Annotated in this window: 18 protein-coding genes and 4 pseudogenes; 14 read left to right on the top strand and 8 right to left on the bottom strand. The window is 71.0% G+C overall.

The window, feature by feature from the left end; all coding sequences use genetic code 11:
• Both D581_RS0136025 and D581_RS0136020 read left to right on the top strand, forming a co-directional pair.
• Positions 1–223 (top strand): annotated as a pseudogene (locus tag D581_RS0136025) (IS110 family transposase); the annotation flags it as partial.
• Between the two features lie 221 nt (positions 224–444).
• Positions 445–2,577 (top strand): SpoIIE family protein phosphatase, encoded by a 2,133-nt coding sequence (locus D581_RS0136020; protein WP_018961950.1) that lies wholly within the window; start codon positions 445–447, stop codon positions 2,575–2,577.
• A 63-nt stretch (positions 2,578–2,640) separates the two neighbouring features.
• On the opposite strand, the gene D581_RS0136015 is transcribed toward D581_RS0136020, so the two are convergent.
• Positions 2,641–3,291 (bottom strand): LAETG motif-containing sortase-dependent surface protein, encoded by a 651-nt coding sequence (locus D581_RS0136015; protein WP_051114696.1) that lies wholly within the window; start codon positions 3,289–3,291, stop codon positions 2,641–2,643.
• 265 nt (positions 3,292–3,556) lie between these two features.
• Between D581_RS0136015 and D581_RS1000000142490 the strand changes: the two are divergent.
• A pseudogene (locus tag D581_RS1000000142490) lies at positions 3,557–3,677 on the top strand (histidine phosphatase family protein); the annotation flags it as partial.
• Here D581_RS1000000142490 and D581_RS0136010 read toward each other — a convergent pair.
• From D581_RS0136010 to D581_RS0136000, 3 genes are all read right to left on the bottom strand, one after another.
• On the bottom strand, positions 3,668–4,156 hold the full coding sequence (locus tag D581_RS0136010; protein ID WP_018961948.1) for a GNAT family N-acetyltransferase: 489 nt from the start codon (positions 4,154–4,156) through the stop codon (positions 3,668–3,670). The pseudogene D581_RS1000000142490 and the gene D581_RS0136010 overlap by 10 nt on opposite strands.
• 39 nt (positions 4,157–4,195) lie before the next feature.
• Positions 4,196–5,320, bottom strand: coding sequence for a DUF6397 family protein (locus tag D581_RS0136005; protein WP_018961947.1), 1,125 nt, complete (start codon positions 5,318–5,320; stop codon positions 4,196–4,198).
• Between the two features lie 108 nt (positions 5,321–5,428).
• Positions 5,429–5,842, bottom strand: a complete 414-nt coding sequence (locus D581_RS0136000) for a roadblock/LC7 domain-containing protein (protein WP_018961946.1) — start codon at positions 5,840–5,842, stop codon at positions 5,429–5,431.
• Between the two features lie 140 nt (positions 5,843–5,982).
• Between D581_RS0136000 and D581_RS0135995 the strand changes: the two genes are divergently transcribed.
• Complete coding sequence (locus D581_RS0135995; protein WP_018961945.1) at positions 5,983–6,411, top strand: PPOX class F420-dependent oxidoreductase; 429 nt, start codon at positions 5,983–5,985, stop codon at positions 6,409–6,411.
• 26 nt (positions 6,412–6,437) lie between these two features.
• Here the strand turns inward: D581_RS0135995 and D581_RS0135990 are convergent, their stop codons facing one another.
• Positions 6,438–7,094 carry an ATP/GTP-binding protein gene (locus D581_RS0135990; RefSeq protein ID WP_078626019.1) on the bottom strand — a complete coding sequence of 219 codons (657 nt, stop codon included), beginning with the start codon at positions 7,092–7,094 and terminating at the stop codon, positions 6,438–6,440.
• 275 nt (positions 7,095–7,369) lie between these two features.
• Between D581_RS0135990 and D581_RS1000000142485 the strand changes: the two genes are divergently transcribed.
• The 3 genes and pseudogenes from D581_RS1000000142485 to D581_RS0135980 all read left to right on the top strand — a co-directional run bounded on the left by D581_RS1000000142485 (position 7,370) and on the right by D581_RS0135980 (position 8,523).
• The gene (locus D581_RS1000000142485; RefSeq protein WP_018961943.1) at positions 7,370–7,675 is read left to right on the top strand and encodes a hypothetical protein; all 306 of its coding nucleotides are present in this window, start codon (positions 7,370–7,372) and stop codon (positions 7,673–7,675) included.
• Between the two features lie 57 nt (positions 7,676–7,732).
• Positions 7,733–7,865, top strand: a pseudogene (locus D581_RS1000000141110) (TerD family protein); the annotation flags it as partial.
• Between the two features lie 55 nt (positions 7,866–7,920).
• Complete coding sequence (locus D581_RS0135980; RefSeq protein WP_018961942.1) at positions 7,921–8,523, top strand: methyltransferase domain-containing protein; 603 nt, start codon at positions 7,921–7,923, stop codon at positions 8,521–8,523.
• Between the two features lie 99 nt (positions 8,524–8,622).
• Here the strand turns inward: D581_RS0135980 and D581_RS0135975 are convergent, their stop codons facing one another.
• On the bottom strand, positions 8,623–9,528 hold the full coding sequence (locus tag D581_RS0135975) for an oxygenase MpaB family protein (protein WP_026291219.1): 906 nt from the start codon (positions 9,526–9,528) through the stop codon (positions 8,623–8,625).
• 267 nt (positions 9,529–9,795) lie between these two features.
• Between D581_RS0135975 and D581_RS1000000138850 the strand changes: the two are divergent.
• Positions 9,796–10,286: pseudogene (locus D581_RS1000000138850) on the top strand (hypothetical protein); the annotation flags it as partial.
• Positions 10,287–10,318: 32 nt separating this feature from the next.
• Here D581_RS1000000138850 and D581_RS0135965 read toward each other — a convergent pair.
• Both D581_RS0135965 and D581_RS0135960 read right to left on the bottom strand, forming a co-directional pair.
• On the bottom strand, positions 10,319–10,501 hold the full coding sequence (locus D581_RS0135965; protein WP_026291218.1) for a hypothetical protein: 183 nt from the start codon (positions 10,499–10,501) through the stop codon (positions 10,319–10,321).
• An 80-nt stretch (positions 10,502–10,581) separates the two neighbouring features.
• Positions 10,582–11,652, bottom strand: coding sequence for an acyl-CoA desaturase (locus D581_RS0135960; RefSeq protein WP_020679277.1), 1,071 nt, complete (start codon positions 11,650–11,652; stop codon positions 10,582–10,584).
• Positions 11,653–11,909: 257 nt separating this feature from the next.
• Here D581_RS0135960 and D581_RS0135955 point away from each other — a divergent pair, with 257 nt between their 5' ends.
• The 6 genes from D581_RS0135955 to D581_RS1000000141105 all read left to right on the top strand — a co-directional run bounded on the left by D581_RS0135955 (position 11,910) and on the right by D581_RS1000000141105 (position 21,641).
• Complete coding sequence (locus D581_RS0135955) at positions 11,910–15,041, top strand: DEAD/DEAH box helicase (RefSeq protein ID WP_018961937.1); 3,132 nt, start codon at positions 11,910–11,912, stop codon at positions 15,039–15,041.
• Positions 15,038–16,441 (top strand): hypothetical protein, encoded by a 1,404-nt coding sequence (locus tag D581_RS0135950; RefSeq protein WP_018961936.1) that lies wholly within the window; start codon positions 15,038–15,040, stop codon positions 16,439–16,441. The genes D581_RS0135955 and D581_RS0135950 overlap by 4 nt, the downstream gene beginning before the upstream one ends.
• A gap of 468 nt (positions 16,442–16,909) precedes the next feature.
• Positions 16,910–17,497 (top strand): N-acetylmuramoyl-L-alanine amidase, encoded by a 588-nt coding sequence (locus D581_RS0135945; RefSeq protein ID WP_026291217.1) that lies wholly within the window; start codon positions 16,910–16,912, stop codon positions 17,495–17,497.
• Positions 17,498–17,605: 108 nt separating this feature from the next.
• A complete protein-coding gene (locus D581_RS0135940) occupies positions 17,606–18,850 on the top strand; it encodes a GAF domain-containing protein (protein WP_026291216.1) in 1,245 nt (414 codons plus the stop codon).
• A gap of 210 nt (positions 18,851–19,060) precedes the next feature.
• Positions 19,061–20,584, top strand: coding sequence for an acetaldehyde dehydrogenase ExaC (gene exaC / locus D581_RS0135935; protein WP_018961933.1), 1,524 nt, complete (start codon positions 19,061–19,063; stop codon positions 20,582–20,584).
• A 206-nt stretch (positions 20,585–20,790) separates the two neighbouring features.
• Positions 20,791–21,641, top strand: a protein-coding gene (locus D581_RS1000000141105) for an IS5 family transposase (RefSeq protein ID WP_486585839.1) whose coding sequence is annotated in 2 segments (ribosomal slippage) — positions 20,791–21,139 and positions 21,139–21,641 — 852 coding nt in all. Because the reading frame shifts where the segments join, the coding sequence is not laid out codon by codon here.
• Positions 21,642–21,651: the final 10 nt, after the last annotated feature.

Below are 21,651 nucleotides of genomic sequence, written 5' to 3'. Positions count from 1 at the left end.
CAACCGGCAGCTCAAACGCGCCATGTTCCTCTCCGCCTTCGCCTGCATGAACGCCGATCCGGCCTCCCGCGCCTACTACGACAAGCAACGCGCCCGCGGCAAAACCCACACCCAAGCCCTCCTCCGCCTCGCCCGCCAACGCATCAGCGTCCTGTTCGCCATGCTCCGCGACGGCACCTTCTACGAACCCCGCACGCCGAAGGACGTCGAGCTCGCCGCATAACCCCAGCAACGCTGAACCACCCCAAACCCGACAGGGTCCCTTGACGAAAGACATAGAGGCACCCCCCCGGGCCGGTCCGGGAGCGGGTACTCGGGCGCGTGGGGTCCGGGCGTAAGGGTTCACGGGCGAGCCGCTGTGGCACTCCGATGGATGCGGCTCGACAATTGAGGCCTACGGGCTCCGCCGACGTGCGGCCCGGCCGGACGACCTCCGGAGCTGGCATGACCGACGACGAACGGCGGCAGGACGCCGAGGCCTCTCCGCTCCGCCGGATCGACCGGAAGACCAACGGTGAGATCCGGCCGACGGAACGCCTCGCCATGAACCGGACCGGCAGCTTCGACTGGGACCTGGACACGCGGACCCTGGACATCGACGAGGCCGGGCTGATGGTGTTCGGCGTGGATCCTGCGACATTCGACGCGCGTCCGGGCGCCCTGCTGGAGCACCTGGAACCGGCGGAGCGGGCCCGGCTCGATGTCACGATCGACGAGGCCATCACCGGCGGCAGCAATTCCTACAGCGTCCACTTCCGTGTGCCGCTGGATGACGGGACCACACAGTGGACCCATGTCCAGGCCCGCATTCTGCGATCGAAGGACGGGTTGGCGCACCGGATCGTGGGCGTCGTCCGGGACGCGACGGCGGAGGTCACCCATTCGGCCTTCGTTCTCGATCTGGAGAAGCGGCGGCAGCGCCAGACAAATATCGTTGAACGAACAACGAGCGCCATGTCCCGTGCGGTGACCGTGGACGACGTGACGGCAGCCCTCACCGGACCCGGTGGGCTGGCCCGGCTCGGCGCCGACGGCCTCGCCCTGGGGCTCGTGGAGAATTCCGCGCTGAACATCGTCGCGCTGAGCGGCGAGTCGCTCGAGGTGCTCGACGGACTCGGCTCCGGTGATCTCGACCGCAACCTCCCCCTCGCGGACACCATCCGCAGCGGACGCCCCCGGTTCATCACCTCCCTCTCCGCGCTGGCCCGTCGCTACCCGGAACTGGAGCCGCATCTCGGGAAGCTGAGGTTCAAGGCGGCGGCGTATCTTCCGCTGGTGGCCCAGGCCCGGTCGCTCGGTGGTCTGGCCCTCTTCTACCGCGAGCGCACGGTCTTCAACGCGGACGAGCGCATCCTTTGCCTGGGGCTCGCCGCCATCGTCGCCCAGTCCCTGCAACGAGCGATGCTCTTCGACGAGGAGCGGGAGTTCGCCACGCAACTCCAGTCCGCGATGCTCCCGCCCCGGATTCAGGACGTCGAGGGCGGCGAGATCGCGGTCCGGTACCACGCGGCGTGGAGCGGCCGACAGGTCGGTGGTGACTGGTACGACGTGATCACCCTGCCCAAGAACCGTTACGGACTGGTCGTGGGGGACGTACAGGGACACGATACCCACGCGGCTGCGATCATGGGCCAGTTGCGCATCGCCCTGCGCGCGTACGCCGCTGAGGGGCACCCGCCGGCCACCGTGCTGGCACGGGCCTCCCGCTTCCTCTCCGAACTGGACACCGACCGCTTCGCCACCTGCACCTACGCCCAGGTCGACCTGGCGTCCGGAGCGGTGCAGGTGGTGCGGGCCGGGCACCTCGGCCCGTTGATCCGCCACCTCGACGGACGGGTCGGTAGCCCGCAGGTGCGCGGCGGGCTACCGCTGGGCACCTCCACGGACCTCCAGGACGAGGAGTACCCGGAGACCCGGCTGGACCTGGTGCCCGGTGAGACGTTCGTCCTGTACACGGACGGGCTGGTGGAGGAGCCCGGAGCCGACCTCGACACCGGGATCGACGCGCTGCGCAACGAGGTGAGCGTCGGGCCCGCCGGGTCCGAAGCACTGGCCGATCACCTGTCGGAACGGCTGTGGGAACGGTGGGGGGCGGGGGACGATGTGGCACTCCTCGTCCTGCGCCGAAGCCCCGACGTGGGGTCGTCCCACGCGCCGCGACTGCACCAGTACATTCACCAGGCGGACCCGGAAGGGCTCTCGGACGCCCGCGCGATCGTGCGTCAGGCCCTCGCCGACTGGGACATGGCCGAGTTCGCCGACGATGCCGAGCTCGTCACGGGCGAGTTGTTGGTGAACGTGCTCCTGCACACCGAGGGCGGAGCTGTCCTGACCCTTGAGGTGCTGCCCGAACCGGTGCGGCGGATCCGGCTGTCGGTCCAGGACCGGTCCAGCGCCTGGCCCCGTCGGCGTACGCCGGGCGAGACGTCCACCTCCGGCCGGGGGCTGCTCCTGCTCGACGCGGTCGCCACGCGCTGGGGCATTGAACCGAGGGGCGAGGGCAAGGCCGTCTGGTGCGAGATCGGCCCCGCTCCCCCGCCGGCCACCACACCGCCCCGGACGGTCGCGGAACGGTGACGGACGGAAAGGGGGTGTGCCGCATCACCGCGGTGATGCGGCACACCCCTCGCCCGTGGAGCGTCAGTTCTGGGCGGTACGCCGCTTGCGGACGGCCCACAGGATGCCACCACCGGCCAGCAGCACCGCGACGGCGGCGCCACCGATGACCGGCGTCGTCGACGACGAGCCGGTCTCGGCCAGGTCCGGCGAGCTCGGGCTCGGGGCGGGCACGGCGGGCGCGGACTCCGAAGGCTGCTCACTGGGGGTGGCGCTCGGCTCGGGCGTCCCGGTGGACGGCGTCTCCGACGGGGTCGGCTCGCCCGGGACCGACTCGGTCGGGGTCGGGGTCGGCGGGGTGGGGCTGGGCTCCTCGTCGCACACCTCCGCCGTCTTCGTCTCGTCGATGGAGTGCTTGCCTTCGCCGTCGGCGTCCTTGACGACCAGTCGGACGGTCGCCGGCTCGTCGTGCTCGGGAAGCGCCAGCTTCTTGTGGAACTCACGGCCGAACGTCTCGGTGGGCAGCAGGCCCTTGCCGTCCACCGTGACGGTCACCGTGTTGGGGACGTCGCTCGTGTAGTTGGTGAGGTCAACAGTCACCTCGGAGCAGGTCACGGCCCAGGTGGGGGTGTGAGCCGCGGCCGGACCGGCGGAGATGACGCCTCCGGTCAGACCGACGACCGCAGCGGCCACGAGTGTTCCCGCGCCACGCCACGATCTCCTGGGTATGGTCATGGATTCTTCCTCCAGATACGTCTCATCGCCCGAATGGCGGTGGGGCGCACAGTACTGCCATCGTCCAGGAACGGCGTCGTCGCCCCATGCGTATCCCGACGTACCAACTCCGGGCACAGCCGCGCTACTTCCGGCAACGCGGGGGGCCGCACGTCGCGCTGTCCTCCGGTCCGGTCGAATGAGAGGATGAGCTGTGCACCCTATCTGCCGCCACCTGTGCGCCTGAGTCTGGAGCATGGGCCGTTCCATGCGCGGTGAACTGGAGAGCCGCCGGATGCCCGGGGGCGAGAGCGGGACGGAGGCGCTGGCCCGCTTCGACGCCGTAGTGGCCGAGGCAGCGGGCGCCGGGGAGCGTGGGGACCGTAACGCTCGTCAGTCACAGCGCCTTGTGCATGATGTGAAGCCCCACATAGCCCTCGGTCGGGTGGTTGAAGCCCTCCGGAAGGGTTCCGATCACGTCGAAGCCGATCGAACGGTACAGCTTGACGGCGTGAGTGTTGGTCTCGACCACCGCGTTGAACTGCATGGCCCGATATCCCTCGGCGCGAGCCCAGCCGACCGAATACTCGCACAGCGCGCGCCCCACTCCCCGGCCGGAGCGAGCGGGGTCGACCATGTACGTGGCGCTGGCTATGTGCGCTCCGTTGCCCATGTGGTTGCGGTTCATCTTCGCCGTGCCGAGCACGGTCCCGGCATCGTCCACGGCGACGACCACCCGGCTCGGCGCTGCGACGAACCACCATCCCTCGGCGTCCTCCTCACCGAGATCGAGTGGATAGGTGAGCGTCTCGCCCGCGGAGACGATCGAGTGGAAGAACGGCCAGATGGCAGGCCAGTCCTCGGAGGTTGCTTCCCTGATCAACATGCGAACAGCATGGCCCCTACGAACGATCGGCGCGAACACCTATCGGGCTCCGCGCCCACGCCATCCCAGCCTTGCGAGCAGCCCCTTTCCGGTCGGCACACCCGCCGCGGCGCAGCCTGGCGCCCCGGCGCCGGCGGGCGGCGGAGCCGGCTCGGCGGCGGGTGCCGCGAGCGCGGTACGGGGGCCGGCGCCGGTCCGGACGGCGGGGGCCGCTCGGGTTGCGCCGTCGTCCCCGGGGCGCGGGGCCGGCCGGTCCTCGCGTGCCCCGTCCAGCTCCAGCGTCAGGTTGACCCGCCGCCAGAGGATTTCGTCGGGGTCATCGGCCAGCATCAGCTCCCCCATGGCCTCCCTCGCCGCCATGGAGCCCGGGCGTCCGAAGACCGGCTCCGGCCGGACCCGCACGAGATAGGCGCGTTCGTAGGGGTCGTCCATCACTTCCGCCAGTTGCACGGGGTCCAGTGCCGACGCCTGGACCGCCGTTCGCACCCAGGGGTCCCTCGTGCGGTTCAGCAGCCGGTCGATGCGCTGCGAGCGCCAGTTGCGCGGCCGCCAGTCGGCGCCCGATTCGAGCAGCGAGCGCATCCCCAACGGCGTCCGTCCGGCCAGCAGGTCGGGTTCCCGGGCTGCGAAGGCGGCAAGCTCGTCCGCGAGGTAGAGCCAGACCACCGCGCGATACCGGTTCAGATAGAACGTGACCGGTGAGACGCATCCTGCCCGGGCAAGCCTGGTGAACCGCGCCGGGGCGATGCCCAGCAGGGCCGCTCCTTCCGCTGTTCCGACGGTGCGGACCCGCTCCGCCAGGCCATCGGGAAAGCCCGGCTGCTCCCGCAGGCGCGCGATCTCCCCCTCGTGCACCCGTGGCCGCCCACCGCCCGGTGCGCCGACGACAGCGATCAGCCCAAGGTGTACCGCGAGCTCGAACTCCGCACGCCGGATGCCCAGCTCCTGGGCCGCGCGCCCCGCCGCGACCGTCGCCGCCGGAGCGGTGGACGCGGTTCGCCTGCCCTCGCCCTCCATCTCCGTGCCGGCGTCTTCGGCATGGGCATCGCCGCGGGCGCTCGTGCCCATGGCCCGTGTGTCCCGGGTCCTGGCCCGCGCGGCCTGGGGCCTGGTGTCCGTGCTCTGGCTCCCGGCGTGCCCTCGGAACACTTCCTTGACCGTCATGACTGTCCTCCCGGTCGGCTCAATTACTCTCCGTAATTACGGTAGCCCGGGGGAGTCATCGCCGGTCACCCCTGTGGATAACTTTTCATCGGCGATGATAAGTGCAGGTCAGAAGGGCTCAATGTCTTCGGGCCCGCCCTGCCGAACGGCGACTCCGAGGTGTTCGCCGACGCGGTTGACGAGCAGGGTCATCTCGTAGGCGACCTGGCCGACGTCGGCTTCGGCCGCGGTCAGCACGCACAGACAGCTGCCGTCGCCGGCGGCCGTCACGAAGAGCAGCGCCTCGTCGAACTCGACCATGGTCTGACGCGCCCGGCCCGCCCGGAAGTGGCGCCCCGAGCCGCGCGCCAGGCTCTGCAGACCTGAGGAGACCGCCGCCAGGTGTTCCGCGTCCTCGCGGGCGAGCCCGGTGCTGGCCCCGGTGACCAGTCCGTCGTTCGACAGCACCAAGGCGTGCCGTATGAATTGCACCCTGCTGGTGAGATCGTCAAGGAGCCAGTCAAGTCCCCGGTCAAGCGGCATGTGCTCGTCCTCCCCGTACCCTCGTTCCCCGTGCCCCGCTACGCGCGTAAGCCTCGCGCAACGGCCCCGTGGGGGCAAGCTCCCCTCTCCTCCGGGGGCGCCGCTTCGCGCCATGCGGGGATCGGGCTCAGGATGGGCCCATGGCACACCACATGACCGAAGAAGAATGGCGGGCCTTCCTCTCGAAGGGCACGCGCACGGCGAAGGTTTCAACGGTGCGGGCCGACGGCAGTCCCCATATCGCACCCGTCTGGTTCCTCCTCGACGGCGACTCGGTGGTCTTCAACACCGGCGAGGAGAGCGTGAAGGGGCGCAACCTCGCACGCGACGGACGGGTCTCCCTCTGCGTCGACGACGACCAGCCTCCGTACGCGTTCGCGGTGGTGCAGGGGCATGCCGAGCTGAGCACGGACCCCGGGGAACTGCTGCGGTGGGCGACGCTGATCGCCCACCGTTACGTGGAGGCCGACGCCGCCGAGGAGTTCGGCCGGCGCAACGGCGTGCCCGGCGAACTGGTCGTACGGGTGCGGATCGACAAGGTGGTCGCGATGGCCGACATGGTCGGCTGACGGACTGGACACGATGCCGGGCTCCGTCAGCCGAGGGAGGCGAGGAGCCGGGCGGTGTGCATGCGTCCGGCGTACTCGACCGTACGGATCAGGACTTCTTTGCCGGATGCCAGGTCGCGGGCGTCGCACAGCACGACCGGAGTGCCCCGGTCGAGGTCGAGCGCCCGCGCGACGTCGTGCTCCGTGTGGTCAGGAGCGCCGGGGAACCGGTTGGCGGCGACGACGAACGGTATCCGCCCGCGCTCGAAGTAGTCGACGGCGGTGAAGCATTCCCCGAGACTCCGGGTGTCCGCGAGTACGATCGCCGCGAGGGCGCCCTCGCACAGCTCGTCCCAGAGGAACCGGAAGCGGTCCTGTCCCGGCGTGCCGAACAGGTGGAGCGTCAGGCCGGAGTGGATGGTGATACGGCCGAAATTCATCGCTACGGTAGTAGTGGCCTTCCGCTCCACCCCGTCGGTGCCGTCCTGACAACGCCCGCCCTCGCTCAGCGACTCCTCCGAGTACAGCGGGCGGATCTCGCTGACCGAGCCGACCAGGGTTGTCTTCCCGGCGCCGATGCCGCCCGCGACCACGATCTTCAGGGTGAGCGCGATGTCCTCTCCGATCATACTCCTGCCTAGGCTCTCGGGGGCGCGGTGGGCGGTGCGCGGGATCTTGTCTCCATCGATGTGCTCGGAGGGCATGCGTCTCTACTCTCCTCAGGAATCGCCAAGGGCCGACAGCATGGCAACCGGCCGAATTCGCGCGAGCGGGTTGATCGTCCTTGACCGACGCGACACCACCGCGTGGTCATTCCTTGCCGCATCCCGACCTCATTGCGCCGATTTTGGTCGGGCCGTGCGTCCCTTAAAGCCTGTGGCCCCTCCGGCACGGCCCCTACGGAGGTTGCTTTCGGCTGCCCAGAACTGGCGGCGGCGGGCCGTCCCCGTGGACGGCCCGGGGACGAGGAGATACGAGCGTGCGGACAGGTCCCGGCGGCGGTTCCAGGATCCTCCAGGATCCGCCCGCCGAGGTGCTGACGGAGGACGTGACGGCGTTCGGGCTCCTGATGACACCGGCACGGCTGCACATCGTGTGGGCACTGGCCCGGGGCAAGAGCGATGCAACGGGGGCCCCGCGCGCGTGGGCGGGACGCTTCCCTCGGTCAGCGGCATCTGAAGAAGCTGAACCGGCCGGTCTCGTCCGGTCGCTGACCGAGGACCGGCCCGTCGTCGCGAGGGCGACCCACAGTACGGACTGGTCCGACCCCGACGCGCTGCGATGAGCGGCCGTCAGCACGCTGTGGACGCTCCAGTTGGCGGGACCTGCCCGTGACCGACCGGCACGGCGTGAGACCGCGATGGTCTTCGGCGAGCTGTACCGGCACGGCACCGAGTGGTAGTTCCGGGCCGTCGGCCAGGGGTTACGCCTCCGGCCTGGCGGGCATCGCCTCGGACTTCGGCGTCAACGTCTGACCGGATCATGCTCCGGTGGCGGTACGCCCCACGCCGGTTGCGCGATCATGTCTCCATGGCCGACGACCACATCCATCACGTCCTGGACTTCTTCACTCCGCGTGCGGCCGGCTGGGACAGCCGGTTCCCCGACGACGGCCCCGCCTACGCCGCCGCGGCCGGTCTACTGGGGCTGCGTCCCGGAGATGCCGTGCTCGACGCGGGCTGCGGGACGGGACGCGCGCTGCCCGCGCTCCGGGCCGCGGTCGGGCCGGCGGGCACGGTGCTGGGCGTCGACCTGACCCCAGCCATGCTGGAGACCGCGGTCGGGGTGGGACGCGGGGACAGCGGGACGCTCGTCCGTGCCGACGTCGCGCGGCTGCCGCTGCGTGATGGAGTCCTGGACGCGGTGTTCGGAGCGGGGCTGATCTCTCATCTGGCCCGCCCCGAGGCCGACGCGGCGGAACTCGCCCGAGTGGTCCGGCCTGACGGGGTCCTGGCTCTGTTCCACCCGATCGGCCGGGCCGCCCTCGCCGCACGTCAGGGACGGACCGTCACCGACGACGACCTGCGGGCCGAGCCGAGGCTGCGCGTGCTGCTGGCGGGTGCGGGGTGGCGGTTGGAGTCCTACACGGACGAGGACGACCGCTTTCTCGCCCTCGCCGTCAGGCAGCCCTGAGGCCGAGGGCGCGGCCGGGCCCACCGCCGTACGCGGAGAGCGTCCGAGCCAGGCTCTGCCGCGGCGGCCCCGTGCGTGATCCGGCCGGGGCACGTCGCGTCACTCGGAGGGTGACTGCGACGGACGGCGGCCGGGTACCGGGCAGCCACGAACGCCCGGCGTGGGGAACGTACCGAGCTCCGCGATCTCGTACCCGTTCGGATATCCCTTGATCTCAGGGTTCTGGCGCGCGTAGTGGGGCGTCCTCCGGGGCGGCAGGAGCCGGACGGCACCAGCCCGGAGCCTGAGCGCGCCCCTGGTCACTCCGCGGGCCACCGCCCCCGGGCGGCGGTAGCGGAACGCCTCGAGCAGCGAGTCGTCCAGGAGCGCGAGGCTGGCACCGCGCACCAGCGGGGCGAGGGGCGCCGGGTACCACGACGCCATCAGTGCCAGGGTGGCGTCGGCTACCCGGCGGGCTCCTTCGTCCCAGCCGAAATGCTCGTGCTCGTAGGCGTCGAGGGTCCGCTCGAAGTCCTCGTAGTTCTCGGGAGCGTCCTTGATCCCCATATGAGCACCGAGCGTGCGGTAGTAGGCGGCGAAGGCGCCCCGCTCGTGGCAGCACAGACGTCGCCAGCCGAAGCTGTCCAGCCATCGCTTCGGGGTGACGACGAACGTGCACAGGACGTAGCGCATGTCGTCGTTGCTGATGTCGTAGCTGCGGTGCATCCGGTTGATCCGGCGGACGGCGGTGCGGCCGTCGTCGGTGTCGAAGCCGTGCTCCACCACCGTATCGAGCAGCAGGGCGGTATCGTCGTAGCGTTTCTGGGAGCGCTCGGTCAACTCCGCTGTCTCATCGAGGAGTCGGCCGATGCTGGGCACGGCATAGGTGCGGTACAGGGCCAGTTCGAGGGCGCGGGCGATGTCCCAGGGGAACTCGTGGGTGACGGTGAGGCGGTAGATCTCCAGGAAGTCGTGCTCGGGGTCGAGTCGCTGAATCTCCTTCAGCCGGTCGTACCGCTTCACCACGCTGTCCCCCTCGTTCGGCCGGACGTCCAACCTTACGCGGAGGCCTCCCCCCACGCCCGGGCCGTCGGCTTCCCCGCACTCGAACGGGGTGGGCGTGGCGCCGGTTCGTTCCTGTTCGTCGAGGCCTCGACGAGGGGGTTACCGAGTAGTTAGGGCGCCGACGGACCAAGGGCGCCGGACCGAGCGATGAGGAGGCGGGGGTGAGCCATGAGGAGGACATCGTGGCCGGTGCGGACGACGCGGTCGCCGACGACGGATGAACGGGAGGGCCCGGCCCCGCTGCCCCCTCCCGACACGGACGCCTGGGGCCCGGCACAGCGGCGGCTCGGGGCGGACGAGATCGCCGCGCAGTGGCCGGCGTGGCGCGAGCAGCTCGACGTGGCGGGGCTCTCGCTGCCGGGCGCCGGGAAGCGCCGGAGAGCGGCGCCGAGGGAGAGCAGCAGAGAGCGACACCGCGGGTGCGCAGGACGGTGAGCCCTCCGCGTCCCTCCGGCACCCCGGTGTCCGCAGGGCCCTGTCGGAGGCGACCGCCTATACGAAGGACCCGCCGCCGCCCGGGCGGATCCGTTCCCTACGCCTCGGCCGACGCACGCACCCTGCGTGTCGACGGCCCGGGGTGGTCCATGGCGGCCCGGACCGACGACATCGCTCTGTTCCTGCTGGACGAGGAGCCAGGCACGGTCATTCCTGTCAGGCGTGGAGCCGCGCTGCCCGGACCGGTCGCGGACCTCGACGGGTTGGCCGCCCGTCCGGCGTGACATCGCCGTCGGTCACCCGGGGCGATCCGGGCTCAGCGGCCGATCTGCTTGCGGTTGATCCTGCGGAGTCTGCGCCGCTGGGACGGGTCCAGCAGCAGATAGCCCGCCACGGGGACACCGATCACGATCAGCAGCGCCCACCAGAATCCGATCAGGGGCCACAAAATCGCTGCCGCGAGCACTCCCCCGATAGCGACCTTCGCACCATTCGACATGGTCCACGCCTCCTTCGCGGCCGGCGCCGCTCCTGTTCTGTGAACGCGTCCGCGCGCCCTTACGTTCCCCGTCGGCCGCGCTATCGCAGCGGTTCGCCGACCTCGTGCATGTGCGACAGCGCCTGCCGGTAGGACTCGATCAGGCCGGTCTCCGCGTACGGCATGCCGATACCGGAGCAGTGCGCCTTGACCAGGGGCTGTGCGAGGCGCAGGTTGGGGCGGGGCATGCTCGGGAAGAGGTGGTGCTCGATCTGGTAGTTGAGCCCGCCGAGGAACCAGTCGGTCAGGACGGCACCGTGTACGTTGCGCGAGGTCAGGACCTGTCGCTGGAGGTGGCCCCAACGCTCGCCGCCCGGGTCGGGCATCTCCATCCCCTTGTGGTTCGGGGCGAAGGCCATGCCCAGGTGGAGGCCGAACAGTGCGTGCAACATCAGCGCGAAGACGATCGCCTTGCCCGGGGACAACGTGCTGAGCAGCAGCGTCGCGTAGAGGACGAAGTGCGCGGTCAGCAGCAGCCCCGAGACGGCCCGCTCCCGGAGGGACTGACGGCGCAGGAACTGGAATCCGTAGATCTTCAGGGCGATGCCTTCGAGCAGGAGCATCGGGAAGAACAGCCGGGCCTGGTTCCTGGTGAGCCAGCGCGCGAACCCCTCACGCTGCGCCGCCTGTTTCTGGGTCCAGACCAGGGCGCCGACACCGACATCGGGATCCTTGTCGATGTGGTTCGGGTTGGCGTGGTGGCGTACGTGCTTGTCGTTCCACCACGCCTCGTTCATACCGAGGAGCAGATTGGCGTGTACGAGACCGATCAGCCTGCTCGTCCTGCGGTCGCCGGATATCTGGGCGTGCCCCGCGTCGTGAGCGACGAAAGCCGTACGGGTCCAGAAGACCGCCAGCGGCAGGGTGAGGAGCAGGCTCCACCAGGTGTCGCCCAGCAGGACGAACCCGGTGACCACCGCGCCCAGGGCCGCCAGATTGGCGGCGATGCCGAGCACATACCGGTCCGTGCGGCGCTCCAGCAGTCCCTGGTCCCGCACCGCACGCAGCAGCGGCGCGAAGTCGCTCCCGGCCGCCGCCCCGCGAACGTCGGCCGGACGGGCCGGGCTGCTTTCGTCGGCGGGATCCGCAACAGTGGCTGTTGCCTGGGGCATGGCGTCTCCGGTCTCTGGAACATATGCGCTGACCTCAAGGAACGTACGGGCCGGGGGTGGGTGCGGGCCATGGCGCCACCACCCTGGTTCCCCTGGGGCAGACCCCCGTGCCCGATGGTGGGGCTGGCTGCACCATCGGAACCACGAAAGGAGAAGGAGTGACGCACGCCACATAGCCCAACGGCCTGTCGCCCCTCGGAATGGAGTACCCTCAGCGACTCCGCCCACTAGTCAAATTTGAGGAATCTGACATCGCTGTGCACAGGCACCCTGCGGCAACACCCTCCGAGATCGCCGAACTGGCTCGCTGCTCCGCGGTCTTCGTCCCCACGGATCCGGCCCGTACCGGCAGGATCGCGTTCTGGAATCCGGACGGTAGCACCCCTTCCGACACCCCCGGGCCTTCGTCGGAGCTGACCGTCATCGGAACCGACCTGCGACCCCGTACGGTGACGGCGCGGTACCTGCCCGTGCGGGAGGCTCTGCCGGTCCTGACCCGGGCACGTGCCTTCACGGGTGCCTCACCCGCCACCGCCTTCTGGGGTGCCGCCGCGCTTCTCGCTCTCCAGTTCGTCGCCCGCGGCCTCCTGTTGCCCGGGCTGAGCGATACCGACCACGACGCCTGGCGAATCGGGCCGTTGAACACCGACGACCTCGAACGGATCCGGGAACTGGCGGCGTCGATGCCGCCGACCGCCCACGCGACCCCCGTTCCGGACGAGGGCGACGGACAGTCGGACGGAACCAGCGGGTCCCGCGGACCCGCCGGACCCCGCAGCACGGACGGTGCGGGCCGGCCGAGCGGAGCTGGGGAGCGGGAACCGGCGCGTAACACGACGAGCGGCGCCGTCGGCGAAACGTTGCTGCCCGAACCGGAGCGCCTGCTGCGCGCGTTCCTCGACGCCGTGGCCGACGCGATGCCCCGTACGCCGGCCGCAGGGTTCGCCGCCGCAGGACCCGCGTTCACCTCCCAGCAGCCGCAGCATCTGCCCGAGGGGCGGGCCTGGGCGGCCGATGTGGCGGCCGGTCACGACGCGGGCGTGCGGCTCTCGTTGCGTATCGAGGTCGCGGGTATGACCTCTCGGCCGAGCCGCACGGGGGCAGGCCCCGAGGCCACCCCGGAAGCGATGGGGCCGGGGTCGGATCCGGGAACGATGGCGCCGGGGTCGGATCCTGGAGCGGTGGCGCCGGGGTCCGGTGCGGAGTCGGCCACGCCGTCGTTCCGTGCCGTGCTGCAGATCCACAGTGTCAGCGATCCCACCCTGGTAGCCGACGCGGCCGAGGTGTGGGCGGGCGACTCGCGGACCGCAGCCGCGTTCGGGTCACGGGCCCGGATGGACGCCCTCCTCACCCTGCGCCGGGCCGCCCGCGCCTGGCCGCCGCTGGCGCCGTTGCTCTCCGCCGCGGTGCCGGACTCGGTGGAACCGGCCGACGAGGAGATCGCCGAGCTGCTGGGGCCCGCCTCACGTGCCCTGTCCGCCGCCGGAGTACAGGTGCACTGGCCCAAGGAACTGGCCAGGAAGCTCACCGCGCGGGCCGTGATCGGCCCGGACGACCGGGACACCACGGACCGGGAAGGCGTCGGGCAGGAGGCCGGGACGCGGGGACGCAGTGCCGCGGACGTGCCCTCGTTCCTCTCCGCCGACGCACTGCTGTCGTTCGACTGGCGCTTCGCACTCGGCGACCAGAAGCTGACCCGCGAGGAGCTGGACCGGCTCGCCGAGTCCACCCGGCCCATCGTGCGGCTGCGCGACCAGTGGGTGCTCATCGACCCCGAGGAGGCGCGCCGCGCCCGGGACACCCAGGACCGCAAGGTCACCCCGATCGACGCTCTCGGCGCGGTGCTGACCGGTTCGACGGAGGTGGACGGCCGTCGCGTCGAGGTGGCGGCGACCGGCTGGCTCCAGCGGTTGCGGGACCGGCTGGCCGACCCGGAGTCCGCCGCCCAGCAGTCGATCGGACAGCCCAAGACGCTCGCCGCGACCTTGCGCGACTACCAGCTGCGCGGCCTGAACTGGCTGAACACCATGACCTCGCTCGGCCTCGGCGGCTGCCTCGCCGACGACATGGGCCTCGGTAAGACGATCACGCTCATCGCCCTGCATCTGCACCGGCAGAGCGACCGCGACGCGGCCGGCCCGACGCTGGTGGTGTGCCCGACATCATTGATGGGCAACTGGCAGCGGGAGATCGAGAGGTTCGCGCCGGGCACCCCCGTCCGCCGTTTCCACGGCGCGTCGCGTTCCCTGGAAGGCTTGGTGGACGGCGAGTTCGTCCTGACGACGTACGGCACCATGCGCCTCGACGCGCCCCGGCTCGCCGCCGCGTCCTGGGGCATGGTCGTCATCGACGAGGCGCAGCACGTCAAGAACCCGCACTCGGCGACGGCCAAACAGCTGCGGACCATCGGAGCCCGGGCCCGGGTCGCGCTCACCGGTACCCCCGTGGAGAACAACCTCTCCGAGCTGTGGGCGATCCTCGACTGGACGACGCCCGGTCTGCTCGGCCGGCTCGGAGCCTTCCGTACGCGGTACGCGGCAGCGGTCGAGAGCGGCAGCGACCCGGGCGCGGCCGAGCGGCTCGCGGCGCTGGTGCGGCCGTTCCTGCTGCGCCGCCGGAAGTCCGATCCGGGCATCGCTCCGGAGCTGCCGCCGAAGACCGAGACCGACCGGGCCGTGTCGCTGACGGCGGAACAGACCGGCCTGTACGAGGCGGTGGTCCGAGAGACCTTGGCGGAGATCTCCGCCGCCGACGGCTTCGAGCGGCGAGGGCTCGTGATGAAGCTGCTGACGGCGCTGAAGCAGATCTGCAACCACCCGGCGCAGTATCTCAAGGAGGAACAGCCGCGGATCGCGGACCGGTCGGGGAAGGTCGAACTGCTGGACGAGCTCCTGGACACCATCCTGGCCGAGCAGGGTTCGGTGCTGGTCTTCACGCAGTACGTACAGATGGCCCGGCTGCTGGAGGAACACCTGGCCGCGCGCGGGGTGAGAACGCAGTTCCTGCACGGCGGTACGCCCGTGGCCCGGCGCGAGGAGATGGTGAACCGCTTCCAGGCAGGCGAGGCCCCGGTGTTCCTGCTGTCCCTCAAGGCGGCGGGCACCGGGCTCAACCTCACCCGGGCCGGTCACGTCGTGCACTTCGACCGCTGGTGGAACCCGGCGGTCGAGGCGCAGGCGACGGACCGGGCGTACCGGATCGGCCAGACGCAGCCGGTGCAGGTGCACCGGCTGATCGCCGAGGGCACGATCGAGGACCGGATCGCCGAGATGCTCGCCCGCAAGCAGGGGCTGGCGGACGCGGTGCTCGGCTCGGGCGAGGCGGCACTGACCGAACTGACCGATGCGGAACTGGCCGACCTGGTCGAGCTGCGAGGGGGCGCACGATGAGCGATGACCACGAGGACGACTACGCGTACGGGGCGGAGTACGGGACGAGCGACGGGGACACCTCCGACGTGGGCGGCGACGGGGCGTCGCGGGACGGTCGGCGCGGGGCGGAGCGTGTGTTCGCGGCGTTTCCCCCCGCACAGGGCCGGGGTTTCGCGAGGTCCTGGTGGGGGCTGGCGTGGCTCAAGGCTCTGGAGGACACGGCACTGGACGGCCAACAGCTCAAGCAGGGCCGGCGGCTGGCCCGGGAGGGCAGGGTCGGGGCGGTCTCCGTGCGGCCGGGGCGGATCACAGCGGTGGTCCGGGACCGCGACGGCACGGCCTACCGCAGCGACGTCCTGCTCCAGCAGCTCGGCACGGGCGCCTGGGACCGGTTCCTGGACATGGCCGTGGACCGGGCCGGGCACATCGCGGCGCTGCTGGACCGTGAGATGCCGCCGCATCTGGTGGAGGACGCGGCGGGTGCCGGTGTCGAGCTGCTGCCTGGCATCGGGGACCTGGAGCCGGAGTGCACCTGTGGGACCTGGGACCACTGCCCGCACTCGGGTGCCCTCTGCTACCAAGTGGCGCGCCTGCTGGACGAGGACCCGTTCGTCCTGCTGCTGATGCGGGGGCGCGAGGAGCGGCGGCTGCTGGACGAACTCCAGGTGCGCAGCGCCGCCCGCGCGGTCCGGACGGGCGGCGACGGGGCGCGGGAGGCGGCCGACGACGCGGAGCGGGAGGTGCACGGAGTTCCGGCCGGCGAGGCGTTCGCGGCTGCCGGAATCCTGCCGCCGCTCCCCACTCCCCCACCGGCCCCCGATGAACCGGGGCTCGGGCCTGCGCTGGACACGGCGACCGCCCCCGCGCCCGGGGTCGACCCAGCGGCGCTGGAGGTGCTGGCGGCCGACAGCGCGGTGCGGGCGCACCGGATGCTGCTGGACGCGCTGGTCCCCGGGCACGAAGGACAGCCGCTCCCGGTCGAGCTGACTCCGCGGCAGGACGCGGTACGGCTGGCCGCGGACACCCGGCCGGAGCCGCGCATCGGGGCCCGGCTGGCCGCGGGATCCGGCCGCCCGGCCGCGGACTTGGACGCGGCGGTCCGCGCCTGGCAGTACGGCGGGGTCGCGGCACTCGCCGTGCTGGACGAGGAGTGGACGCCGGGCCCGGAGGACCTGGGGCGGGCCCGTGCCCGGCTCGGCGAGGCGTGGGAGACGGGCGAGCGACCGGCCCTGCGGGCGAACGGCCGGGCCCGCTGGACCGTGGCGGGCGCAGACCTCCAGCTCCGGTTGGACCGGAACGGGCGGTGGTGGCCCTACCGCAAGGAGCGCGGTCGTTGGGTGCCTGCCGGACCGGCGGACGACGACCCGGCGGGCGCGCTGGCGGGGGCCGACGGCGGGGCGGCGGACACGGCTGTCTGACCCTTCCGGCCGGAGGCGAGGCGGGGGTGGGGCCGGCCCGGGCCGGGTCGGCCGGTGAGCATCGGGCCGGAAGCGGGGCGCCGGACGCGGGAGCCGGCGGCGCCGGGCGCATTCGTCGCCCGCGGGAACCGTGTCTCCGGCGCGGGAGCCGCTGGCGCGGGAGCCGCACGCGTAGAGGCGCACGCGCACAAGTCGTGGCGTGTCCGGACGGCAGCGGCAGCGGCAGCGGCAGCGGCAGCGGCAGCGGCAGCGGCAGCGGCAGCGGCAGCGGCAGCGGCAGCGGCAGCGGGTAACCGGATGTCCGGCGCGTTCGTCATGTGCATCGGCGGGGTGATTCACGATCCGGGAGGCCGCCCCGGCTCGGTTCCGTACCCACCCGTCCTTGCCGTCCGCCCGTCTGCCCTTGCCCTTGCCCTTGCCCTTGCCCCGCCCCGCCCTGTTCCGTCCGCCCCGGCCTCAGGAGTGCCGTTGCACCGCAGAAGGATTGTTCAGTGCGCCGCCGCGACGATGGCGGCGGCCGTCCTGCCCGCCTCCGCGAGGACCGTGGCGGCGGCGCCGAAGAGGCCCACCGACTACGCGACGGCACTCTGGGCTCCGGCCGCCGCCGCCAACTACACCGTCCCCTCCCGCCCTGCGGAGCGCCGGATCGACCGGGTCGTCATCCATGTCGCTCAACAGCTGTTCACGCCGACCGCGGGTATCTTCCGCAACCCCTCCAAGCAGGTTTCGGCCCACTACGTGGTGCGCTCCGGCGACGGGCATGTCGCCCAGTGCGTACGCGAGAAGGACATCGCCTGGCACGCGGGCAACTGGAGCTGGAACACCCGGAGCATCGGCATCGAGCACGAAGGATGGGTGGACCGCCCGGAGTTCTTCACGGACGTCATGTATCTGCGGTCCGCCGGACTCACCGCGGACATCTGCGACCGCCACGGCATCCCCAAGGACCGGGAGCACATCGTCGGCCATCACGAGGTGCCGGGCAGCGACCACACCGACCCGGGCGTCCACTGGGACTGGGAACGCTATCTCCGGCTCGTCGTCGACGCCGCCTGAGCGACCTCCCCCGGCCCATGTGGTGATGACTCTCCGCACCGAGCTTGTCGCGGAGGCCGACGGCAACGACGATGGGAGGGCACGAAGGCTGGCGGTCGGGAGGGTGAGTTGACGGATCCCTGGGTGGCCCTGGCGGCGGACACCGACCCCGGCGAACTGCGCCGCGCCCATGACGTGTTCACCTCGGCGGGACGCCTGGAGCGGCCGGTCCGCGCCGTGGTCGGCGCGTCCTGGCGACGCTCGGCACGGGCCCGGGTCAGCCCGGACGACGCCCCTGCGGTGGAACTCGCCCCGGACGAGCTGGGCCCCTACCGGGCGGCGCATCCCCTGGCCCGTGCCATGCCCGTGATCCGCGAGCTGATGGGTGCGTACGCGACGGACGGGGAACACCTGCTGGCCGTCTGCGACGCCCACGGACGGCTCCTGTGGGTCGAGGGGCATGCGGCGGCACGGCGGCGGGCCGGCCTGATGAACTTCGTGGAGGGCGCCCGCTGGGCCGAGTCCGTGGCGGGGACGAACGCGCCGGGAACGGCCATCGCGGTGGACCGTCCGGTCCAGGTCTTCGCCGCCGAGCACTTCCTGCGACCGGTACAGCAGTGGACCTGCGCGGCGGCGCCGTTGCACGATCCCCGGACGGGCCGGATGCTGGGAGCCGTCGACATCACGGGCGGTGACCGGCTCGCCCATCCGCACAGTCTGGCGTTCGTCCAGGCGGTGGCCCGGGCCGCCGAGTCGCAGCTCGCGCTGCTGACGCCGCCCGAGTCGGATGTCGAGTCGGTGCGGCTGACCGCGCTGGGCAGGGACGAGGCGTTACTGGTGGCGCGCGGGCGCCGGCTGCGGCTCAGCCGGAGGCACAGCGAGATCCTGGTCGCCCTGGCCCGTCGGCCGGAGGGCCTGAGCGGGGACGAGCTGCTGGTGGAGCTGTACGAGGACGAGTCGGTGACCCCGGTGACCTTGCGGGCCGAACTTTCGCGGCTCCGGCGCCTGTTGGGGCCCGATCTGCTGGACTCGCGCCCGTACCGGCTGGCCGTCCCGGTGGACGCCGATTTCGACACGGTGACGCGCCGGCTGGGTTCGGGCGCGGTGGCGGCGGCGCTTGGCGCGTACGCGGGCCCGCTGTTGCCGGGTTCCCGGGCCCCTGCGGTCGTACGACTTCGGCGGCGGATCTCGGAGCAGCTGCGGGCTGCCCTGATCGCCCGGGCTGATCCGGGGCTGCTGGCCGACTGGGCCTACAGCCCGTGGGGCGAGGAGGACCTGCCGGTGTGGCGCGCGCTGGCCGGGGCGGTTTCGGTGGACCAGCGGGCTGCGTTGCTGGCCCGGGTGCGGGGGCTGGACGCCGAGCAGCGCGGTTAGGTTCCTTCGTCTGGATCAGCCCGATCTCGCGGGCCCGGCACGCACATCTGCGGCGTCGTCCTTCTCGACGACCGGCCGACAGGACGGTGACGACAGACCGTGGAGGGTGCCCGGCGACGCCGTTGCAACGCCCTTGCAACGTCCCCGTCCCTAGCCTCGCGGCGAGGGCCGTCCGACGACGGGCGGCACCGGATCCGGGAGGCCTCTGAGATGACCCGTTACGCAGCGCCGGGCGCCGAGGGCGCGATCGTCGCCTACGCGTCCCGCTACGACCACTGGATCGGCGGCGCGTACGTCCCGCCGGCCCGGGGCCAGTACTTCGAGAACCCGAGCCCCGTCAACGGCCGCCCGTTCACCGAGATCGCGCGCGGCACGTCGGAGGACGTCGAACTGGCCCTGGACGCCGCCCATGCGGCGGCTCCGGGCTGGGGAGCCACATCCGCCGGGGACCGGGCATCGGTGCTGAACAGGATCGCCGACCGGATGGAGGCTCACCTGGAGGAGTTGGCGGTCGCCGAGAGCTGGGAGAACGGCAAGCCCGTACGGGAGACGCTGGCGGCCGACATTCCGCTGGCCATCGACCACTTCCGCTATTTCGCGGGGGCTCTGCGCGCCCAGGAGGGTTCGCTCAGCGAGATCGACGACGACACTGTCGCGTACCACTTCCACGAACCGCTGGGTGTGGTCGGCCAGATCATCCCGTGGAACTTCCCCATCCTGATGGCTACCTGGAAGCTCGCCCCGGCGCTCGCCGCGGGCAACGCCGTGGTTCTCAAGCCGGCCGAGCAGACGCCCGCCTCGATCCACTACTGGCTGAGCCTGGTGGCGGATCTCCTTCCGCCGGGCGTCGTGAACATCGTCAACGGCTTCGGAGTGGAAGCCGGGAAGCCGCTCGCCTCAAGCCCGCGCGTCGCGAAGATCGCCTTCACCGGTGAGACCACGACGGGGCGGCTGATCATGCAGTACGCCTCCGAGAACATCAAACCGGTGACGCTGGAGCTGGGCGGCAAGTCGCCGAACATCTTCTTCGACGACGTCTCACGCGCCGACGACGACTTCCTCGACAAGGCGCTCGAAGGTTTCACCATGTTCGCCCTCAACCAGGGCGAGGTGTGCACGTGCCCGTCGCGTGCTCTCATTCAGCGCGGCCACTACGGCGGGTTCCTGGAGGCCGGCATCGCCCGCACGGAACAGATCGTGCCGGGCCACCCGCTGGACACCGACACGATGATCGGCGCCCAGGCCTCCAACGACCAGTTGCAGAAAATTCTTTCGTACCTGGACATCGGTCGGCAGGAGGGAGCGAAGATCCTGACGGGTGGCCGGCGCATCGAGCACGACGGTGAGCTGGCCGGCGGCTACTACGTCCAGCCGACCGTCCTTGAGGGCGACAACCGGATGCGGGTCTTCCAGGAGGAGATCTTCGGCCCGGTCGTGGCCGTGACGTCCTTCACGGACTTCGACGACGCCATCAGCACGGCGAACGACACCCTGTACGGGCTGGGGGCCGGAGTCTGGACCCGCGACGTCAACACGGCCTACCGGGCGGGGCGCGGGATCAAGGCGGGCAGGGTCTGGACGAACTGCTACCACGCGTACCCGGCCCACGCGGCGTTCGGAGGATACAAGCAGTCAGGGATCGGCAGGGAGAACCACAAGATGATGCTGGAGCACTACCAGCAGACGAAGAACGTTCTAGTTTCATACAGCCCTCAGAAACTTGGGGTCTTCTAGAGCCTCAAGTTGGTTGCCTGGAAGGAGTTTTGCCCTTTCGGGCACCCACAGGGCGCAGTAACTATCCGTGACCAGTCAGCAACCTTCAGGACCCGTTCACCGCGATTCTGCGCCCGTCCCGGGGTAGCTACGGGCCAACTAAGACCGTGTCCTATGTGGGGCTAGAGCGTGTCTTCAAAGGCTGTTGATGGGGCATCATATGACGCATGGTGCGGCGACATGAGCTCTCGGATGAAGAGTGGGACGTTCTGTCGGGGCTGCTTCCGCGGACGGAAACGGGGCGGCCCCGGCGGGACGACCGGGTGGTGCTGAACGGAATCGTGTGGAAGCTGCGGACCGGTTCGGCCTGGCGTGATGTGCCGGAGAGATACGGTTCCTGGCGGACGTTGTACACACGTTTCCGCAGGTGGGCGCTCGATGGAACGTTCACGCGGATGCTTGAGGCCGTTCAGGCTCAGAAGGATGCGGCGGGAGACGTCGACTGGCTGGTTTCCGTGGACTCCACGATCACCCGCGCTCATCAGCACGCGGCCGGCGCCCGTAAAAAGGGGCCGGCCATGCAGAAACGGCACACGCTCACGCCCTCGGACGATCCCGTGGCGGACTGACGACCAAGATTCACCTCGCCTGCGACGGCCGCGGCCGTCCGCTCGGTTTTGTCGTCACCGGCGGCAACGTCAACGACTGCACGCAGTTCGAGCAGGTCCTTGCGCAGATCAGGATTCGCCGCCCAGGCCCAGGCCGACCGCGCAACCGGCCCGATCATCTCCTGGGCGACAAGGGATACAGCAGTCGAGGCATACGCAACTACCTGCGGAAACGCGGTATCCCGCACACCATCCCGGAGCGCTCGGACCAGCAGGCAAACCGCCGCCGTCGTGGCAGCAACGGCGGCAGACCGCCCGCTTTCGACAAGGAGCGCTACAAACAGCGCAACGTCGTCGAGCGCTGCTTCAACGCGTTAAAGCAGTACCGGGCCATAGCCACCCGCTACGACAAAACCCGCGAATCCTACGAAGCAGCACTCACCATCGCGTCACTCCTGATGTGGATATGACCCTTTGAAG

This window comes from Streptomyces sp. CNB091 (genome assembly GCF_000377965.1).
This window is presented reverse-complemented; position numbering and strand designations above follow the sequence as displayed.